Annotated in this window: 7 protein-coding genes; 5 read left to right on the top strand and 2 right to left on the bottom strand. The window is 39.3% G+C overall.

Annotated elements, in window-relative coordinates; genetic code table 11:
• Window positions 1-84 precede the first annotated feature (84 nt).
• Together LMU01S_RS09505 and LMU01S_RS10360 are read right to left on the bottom strand one after the other, a co-directional pair.
• Entirely contained in the window at window positions 85-1,218 is a 1,134-nt protein-coding gene (locus tag LMU01S_RS09505; RefSeq protein ID WP_056958652.1) for a site-specific integrase, read from the bottom strand.
• 155 nt (window positions 1,219-1,373) lie between these two features.
• Complete coding sequence (locus LMU01S_RS10360; RefSeq protein WP_082613043.1) at window positions 1,374-2,024, bottom strand: helix-turn-helix domain-containing protein; 651 nt, start codon at window positions 2,022-2,024, stop codon at window positions 1,374-1,376.
• A 137-nt stretch (window positions 2,025-2,161) separates the two neighbouring features.
• On the opposite strand from LMU01S_RS10360, the gene LMU01S_RS09495 reads away from it, so the two are divergent.
• From LMU01S_RS09495 to LMU01S_RS09475, 5 genes are all read left to right on the top strand, one after another.
• The gene (locus tag LMU01S_RS09495; RefSeq protein WP_056958655.1) at window positions 2,162-2,359 is read left to right on the top strand and encodes a helix-turn-helix domain-containing protein; all 198 of its coding nucleotides are present in this window, start codon (window positions 2,162-2,164) and stop codon (window positions 2,357-2,359) included.
• 20 nt (window positions 2,360-2,379) lie between these two features.
• Window positions 2,380-3,012 (top strand): BRO-N domain-containing protein, encoded by a 633-nt coding sequence (locus tag LMU01S_RS09490; protein ID WP_082613044.1) that lies wholly within the window; start codon window positions 2,380-2,382, stop codon window positions 3,010-3,012.
• Window positions 3,013-3,050: 38 nt separating this feature from the next.
• Window positions 3,051-3,905 (top strand): Rha family transcriptional regulator, encoded by an 855-nt coding sequence (locus LMU01S_RS09485; RefSeq protein ID WP_056958657.1) that lies wholly within the window; start codon window positions 3,051-3,053, stop codon window positions 3,903-3,905.
• A gap of 70 nt (window positions 3,906-3,975) precedes the next feature.
• Window positions 3,976-4,311, top strand: coding sequence for a hypothetical protein (locus LMU01S_RS09480; protein ID WP_056958659.1), 336 nt, complete (start codon window positions 3,976-3,978; stop codon window positions 4,309-4,311).
• A gap of 122 nt (window positions 4,312-4,433) precedes the next feature.
• Window positions 4,434-4,736: a MerR family transcriptional regulator gene (locus tag LMU01S_RS09475; RefSeq protein ID WP_056958661.1), complete on the top strand. Its 303-nt coding sequence runs from the start codon at window positions 4,434-4,436 to the stop codon at window positions 4,734-4,736.
• The last annotated feature ends 39 nt before the right edge of the window (window positions 4,737-4,775 follow it).

Raw genomic sequence — 4,775 nt, 5'->3', positions numbered from 1 at the left:
ATAACATCTCTTTTTATCCCTTGTTAATAAACGTTTTTGCACGCTTGAATTTCTTTTGGGTCTCTTTTGGGTCTCCCGGTGAAATTATCCAAGAAAGCGAACCAGTTTTTGGATCGTCTCTTTTTGATCTTGGCGGGTCAAGTGTGTATAGATATTAAGCGTAGTGGTTACATCGCTATGCCCTAATCTATTTTGAACTTCTTTAATACTAGCGCCTGCAGACAGCAACAACGTAGCGTGTGTATGCCTAAACCCGTGAAGCGTGATATTAGGTAAGCCACCATCTTTTAAGATCTGCTTACAATGCCTACTAATAGTCATATCGCTAAGGAGTCCATTTAAATTACTGCTAAAAATCAGTTGTCCTTTATCCATCGCATTGATCCCACGAGCTAACAAGTAACTAGCTTGCTTAACTTTCCAGCGTCGTAAGATCTGCATTGTTTCCATATCCATATCTAACAGACGTTTGCTAGACCTTGTCTTTGGATCATGCACTATCAATTTACCATCTGCATTTTTGGATAACGTCTTATTAACACTGATGGTATTATCCGAGAAGCTAACATCATCCCAAGTCAAGGCTAAGAGTTCACCTATTCGCATACCGCTGTAAGCTAGTAGCCTAAACGCTGTAAAATATTTTAGTTTTCTTTTTTCTGCCAGTCCCAAAAATATTTTTAGTTGCTTATCATCCAAAAAGTTGACTTTCTCTTTTTTGGGTATTCTTGGTATCACTGTATCAGCAAACGGGTTCTTACTTATTAGCTCCAATTTAATAGCATACTTTACAAGAGCAGAAGCATAGACTTTGATAAGTTTTACCATACTTGGGTACTTCTTAGCCCAATCATTAATAGCCGTCTGGCAAGTTGCGAGCTTTAAGTCATTCACTTTATAGGATCCTAGCACTGGCAAAATGTAATTATTTAACACACGCTTAGCATTATAAAAAGTTGACTCCTTGACTGTTAAACGATACTGTTCTATCCAAAGATCGTACACATCCCTAAATGTTTTCATTTCCACAGGTTGGGAATAAATGCCGTTAGCGATCTCATATTCTAACTTGACCAACTCTTTTTTTGCCTGTGCTTTGGTTTTAAAGCCGGATCGCTTAATATACTTTTTCTTTCCGGTTAGTTCGTCGATACCTGCATACACCCGGAAGCGATACAGCTTCCCTTTTGAATTTGAATACTCAACAATTTTAGCCATGTTTATCAGTCCTTTATCTTTAATCTGCACGGGCTAAGTGGCTTAAAGTAATGCACGATAGGACGGCTAAGTATTGTGATGGTTATTCTATTGTGTATGTAATCGTTGACCGGACCTAGAGCCCCAATCGTTTCAGTGATTAGGGATGATCGTTGTTAGTCCTTGGTGTCGTGATCGTCGTTGCTGGTGTCGGTGGGAAACTCACCCTTAATGATCCTTCCCTTTAACTCAGACAATTCACGTTGTGCACTGGAAATTATATCAATAGCTTCTTGGTAGACTTCCGGGCGCATATCATCATAAAAAGGCGGTCGAGTTGAAATAATTTTAATACCATTGGTAACTGCTTCCTGTTTTTTCAGTTTTTCTTGGTCAATAAAGAACTCATCAAGCAACTTTCTAGCATATACCTTAATCCCCGCCTGCAATTCGCTTAATGCTGAAAGTTCATCATTACCGTGCTGTTCCAAATTTTTAACAGCTTGAATTATCTGCTTTTGACTATCATCATCAATTTTTATACGATTATATTTCTGCATTCGTGCAATCTCTTTTTTTAACTCATTTTTAGAGTATCCGGTAACATCTACCCAGTCTTGCAAGCCTGTAATATCATCTGAAATACCTTGCAAGTATGATACAGGTACATCAAAGATTTCTGACATTTTTATCCACGTTTCAAGCTTTGGGTTTCTATCCCCAGTTTCATATTGACTTATCGTGTTAGTTGCTAAACCAACCATAGATCCTAACTGTTTTAGCGTTAAGTTGTTATTCTTTCTAAGTTCCTTAATTCTATTTTTCATAAGATTATTACCCCTTTCAAGAAATATAATAACACATTCTTTCTCTTTTGAGAATTTTTATATTGACTTTCTCAAAAGAGAAATGTATATTTAAATCGTCAATAAGTTCTCATTTGAGAAGAAAGGAAGGTGACACCGTGAAATTAACAGCAGACCAATTAAAGGCACTTAAACGCAAACGTGGCGAGCTTAATTTATCTCTTACAGCACTATCTGACGAGATCGGAATTACAAGACGTACAATGACTAAAATCATTAATCACAATACACCGATCAAACCGCAGACAGCCAAAAAGATTAATGATTGGATCATCAAGCAATACATGAATGACTAACCACAGAAAGGAGCACCACCATGCAGGAAGTGAAGACAGAGAACTGGAACGATCACGTTATCCGGTTCGTATACGTAAAAGACGAGTGGCAAGCAGTATTAAAGGACGTGGCAGAAGCTTTAAACTATTACGAAGCAAGTACAGCCGGACGAAAATTGCCAGAAAAATATAAGGGTCTGTCTAAAGTACAGACCCCTAGTGGAATTCAAGAATTAATTACAGTATCAGAAGTCGGGCTATATCGCTTAGTATCACGATCCAATAAACCAGAAGCCCAAGAGTTTCAAGACTGGCTATATACCACGGTCAAAGAGTTACGCCAAGGGATGAAGCTAGAAGCTTACGAAGCTTTTAAAATGCTAGACAAACAGAAGCAACGTGAAGCGATGGACATCATTAAGACCGGCGTAGAAAAACCAGCACCAAAGCACTATATCAAGGCTAGTCAGATAGCTAACAAGGCTATCGCTATGAAATATGGTTATCCCAAAGCGATCAAAAAAGATGACATGACACCCCAACAAGTCGCAGAGCGTGAAGAGATCTTACAGGAAACTGCTAAGCTGATTGCATTGCAGGACAAGTACAAGCTTGATTTTAGCGTTAGCCAAGCTATTTATAAGCAGTACGCTAGCAACGTAGCACATCCCTAGTCGAAAGATACCCACAAACCAGAAAGGAAAGAGCAATCATGAAGAAAACGAAGAAAGCGAAAAAATTAAATAACACGATCGCAATGTTAAAGGAGTATCGGGAAAGTAATCGGCTTACCTATGAAGAACTAGGCGCACAAATGAATATGAACGACAAGAAATTAAATCACTGGCTAACCGGCAAAGTGATCCCACGGGATACATCATTGAAGGAAGTTCAAGACTTTTTAAATGCAGTACACGCCCGGCAATTCGTGGAGATCGCAGAAGCCGACAAGACCTATATTGATAGTCGCTTAGTGGCTGAATGGACCGGGAAAACACACAAGAATTTACTACAAGACATCAGAAATTACATCAAGGATCTTGAAAAGTCTGAAGCTGAATTATCTGCAGGGCTGAAATCTCAGCCGTGTGGAAAAGCCCAAAACACCAACATTTTTAAGCAACGCTATTATTTTATCGAGTCAACTTATAAGCACCCACTAACCAAGAAAGAATTACCTTGCTATCTGATCACCCAAAAAGGTTGCGAGATGATCGCAAATAAAATTACTGGTATTAAAGGTACAAAATTCACGGCGTTATACATTGATGAATACCACCGAATGAAAGACAACGAACAAGCCAAGCATATCGATCACGATCAGAAAGCAACGAAACCAATCGAGCAAGAAGATCTATTCAAGGCTACTAGCGAACTGCAGGAAGCGCCCCAATGGTCGGACGAGTTTTTATCGTTTGATTATCAGGAGAGCTTGACCGATGAAGAAAAACGAGACTTAGAATTCTTAAGACACAAGCTAGATCGATTGAAAGACTGCAATAGCTTAGACACTCTGAAAGGTGGACTACTTCAAGTGGTTAACCTTATCAAACTACTAGACAAGTGATCCCACAATTAAGCCCCTGCAATGATCTAACCCACAACCCACCCAAAGAAAAAGGCAAAGGAGTTTTAATATGAACGGTAACAAGAATTTGACAGTAATTGACGGCTGGGACATCCCTAGCAAAGAAGAACGTGAGACGATAATAAGTCACGACGAAAAGCAAAGCAGTTGGCACATTTACACAGACGTGCCAAAGCATGCAAGAAAGTACGAGCACTTTATAGATGATAGCCAACCACATCGCAAAGGTTACAGTGCTAACGGTGGTAAATTGGCTATGATCGATGGTTATATTGCTGGTGCTAACGTTACGATCGCTAAAAAGCGTACGTCAACAATGACAGACAGTCAAAAGGAACAAGCAAGAAAACGAATGAAAGAACTGCATAAAAAGAAACGGGGCTAAAATCAATTCTAAGCCAAAAAACAAAGCTTCCGGGCTTATAAAAAAGACATAACGCCCCTATCAAGTGTAATTAGTAATGAAACTCTGAAATACGTAGGTTTAAACCAAAGGAGATGGCTAAAATGGCAAACTTAACTTTTAACGTAGCTGGTGTATCTCTATCTATCAACACCGCAGACGCTGACTTAATAAACGAATTGCGACGCTTTAACAATAACTTGGAGATCGTCCAAGAACTATTTACCAAGCAACAAACCAACGGCGGGAATATCAAGGACACCGCACAAAGTTTTGGGGTATCCCCTGCAGTGGTAACTGGTTGGATCAAAAACGGGATGCCGTTCGTTGATATTGACGGGATGAATAAGTATCTGATCACTTCCAGCGTCAAACAGTGGCTAGAAGAAAATCAAACATCAAAATAAGAACGTGACCCATAAAGCTGATAGCGCTAAAAACTGCAC

The organism is Ligilactobacillus murinus DSM 20452 = NBRC 14221 (genome assembly GCF_001591685.1).
Taxonomy (GTDB): domain Bacteria; phylum Bacillota; class Bacilli; order Lactobacillales; family Lactobacillaceae; genus Ligilactobacillus; species Ligilactobacillus murinus.
This window is presented reverse-complemented; position numbering and strand designations above follow the sequence as displayed.

Bases quoted from the DNA above. Each gene is read 5' to 3' on its own strand.
- LMU01S_RS09490 (WP_082613044.1), top strand. From the start codon at position 2,380: ATGCAGGAAGTGAAGACAGAGAACTGGAACGATCACGTTATCCGGTTC.
- LMU01S_RS10360 (WP_082613043.1), bottom strand. From the start codon at position 2,024: ATGAAAAATAGAATTAAGGAACTTAGAAAGAATAACAACTTAACGCTA.
- LMU01S_RS09505 (WP_056958652.1), bottom strand. From the start codon at position 1,218: ATGGCTAAAATTGTTGAGTATTCAAATTCAAAAGGGAAGCTGTATCGC.
- LMU01S_RS09485 (WP_056958657.1), top strand. From the start codon at position 3,051: ATGAAGAAAACGAAGAAAGCGAAAAAATTAAATAACACGATCGCAATG.
- LMU01S_RS09475 (WP_056958661.1), top strand. From the start codon at position 4,434: ATGGCAAACTTAACTTTTAACGTAGCTGGTGTATCTCTATCTATCAAC.
- LMU01S_RS09480 (WP_056958659.1), top strand. From the start codon at position 3,976: ATGAACGGTAACAAGAATTTGACAGTAATTGACGGCTGGGACATCCCT.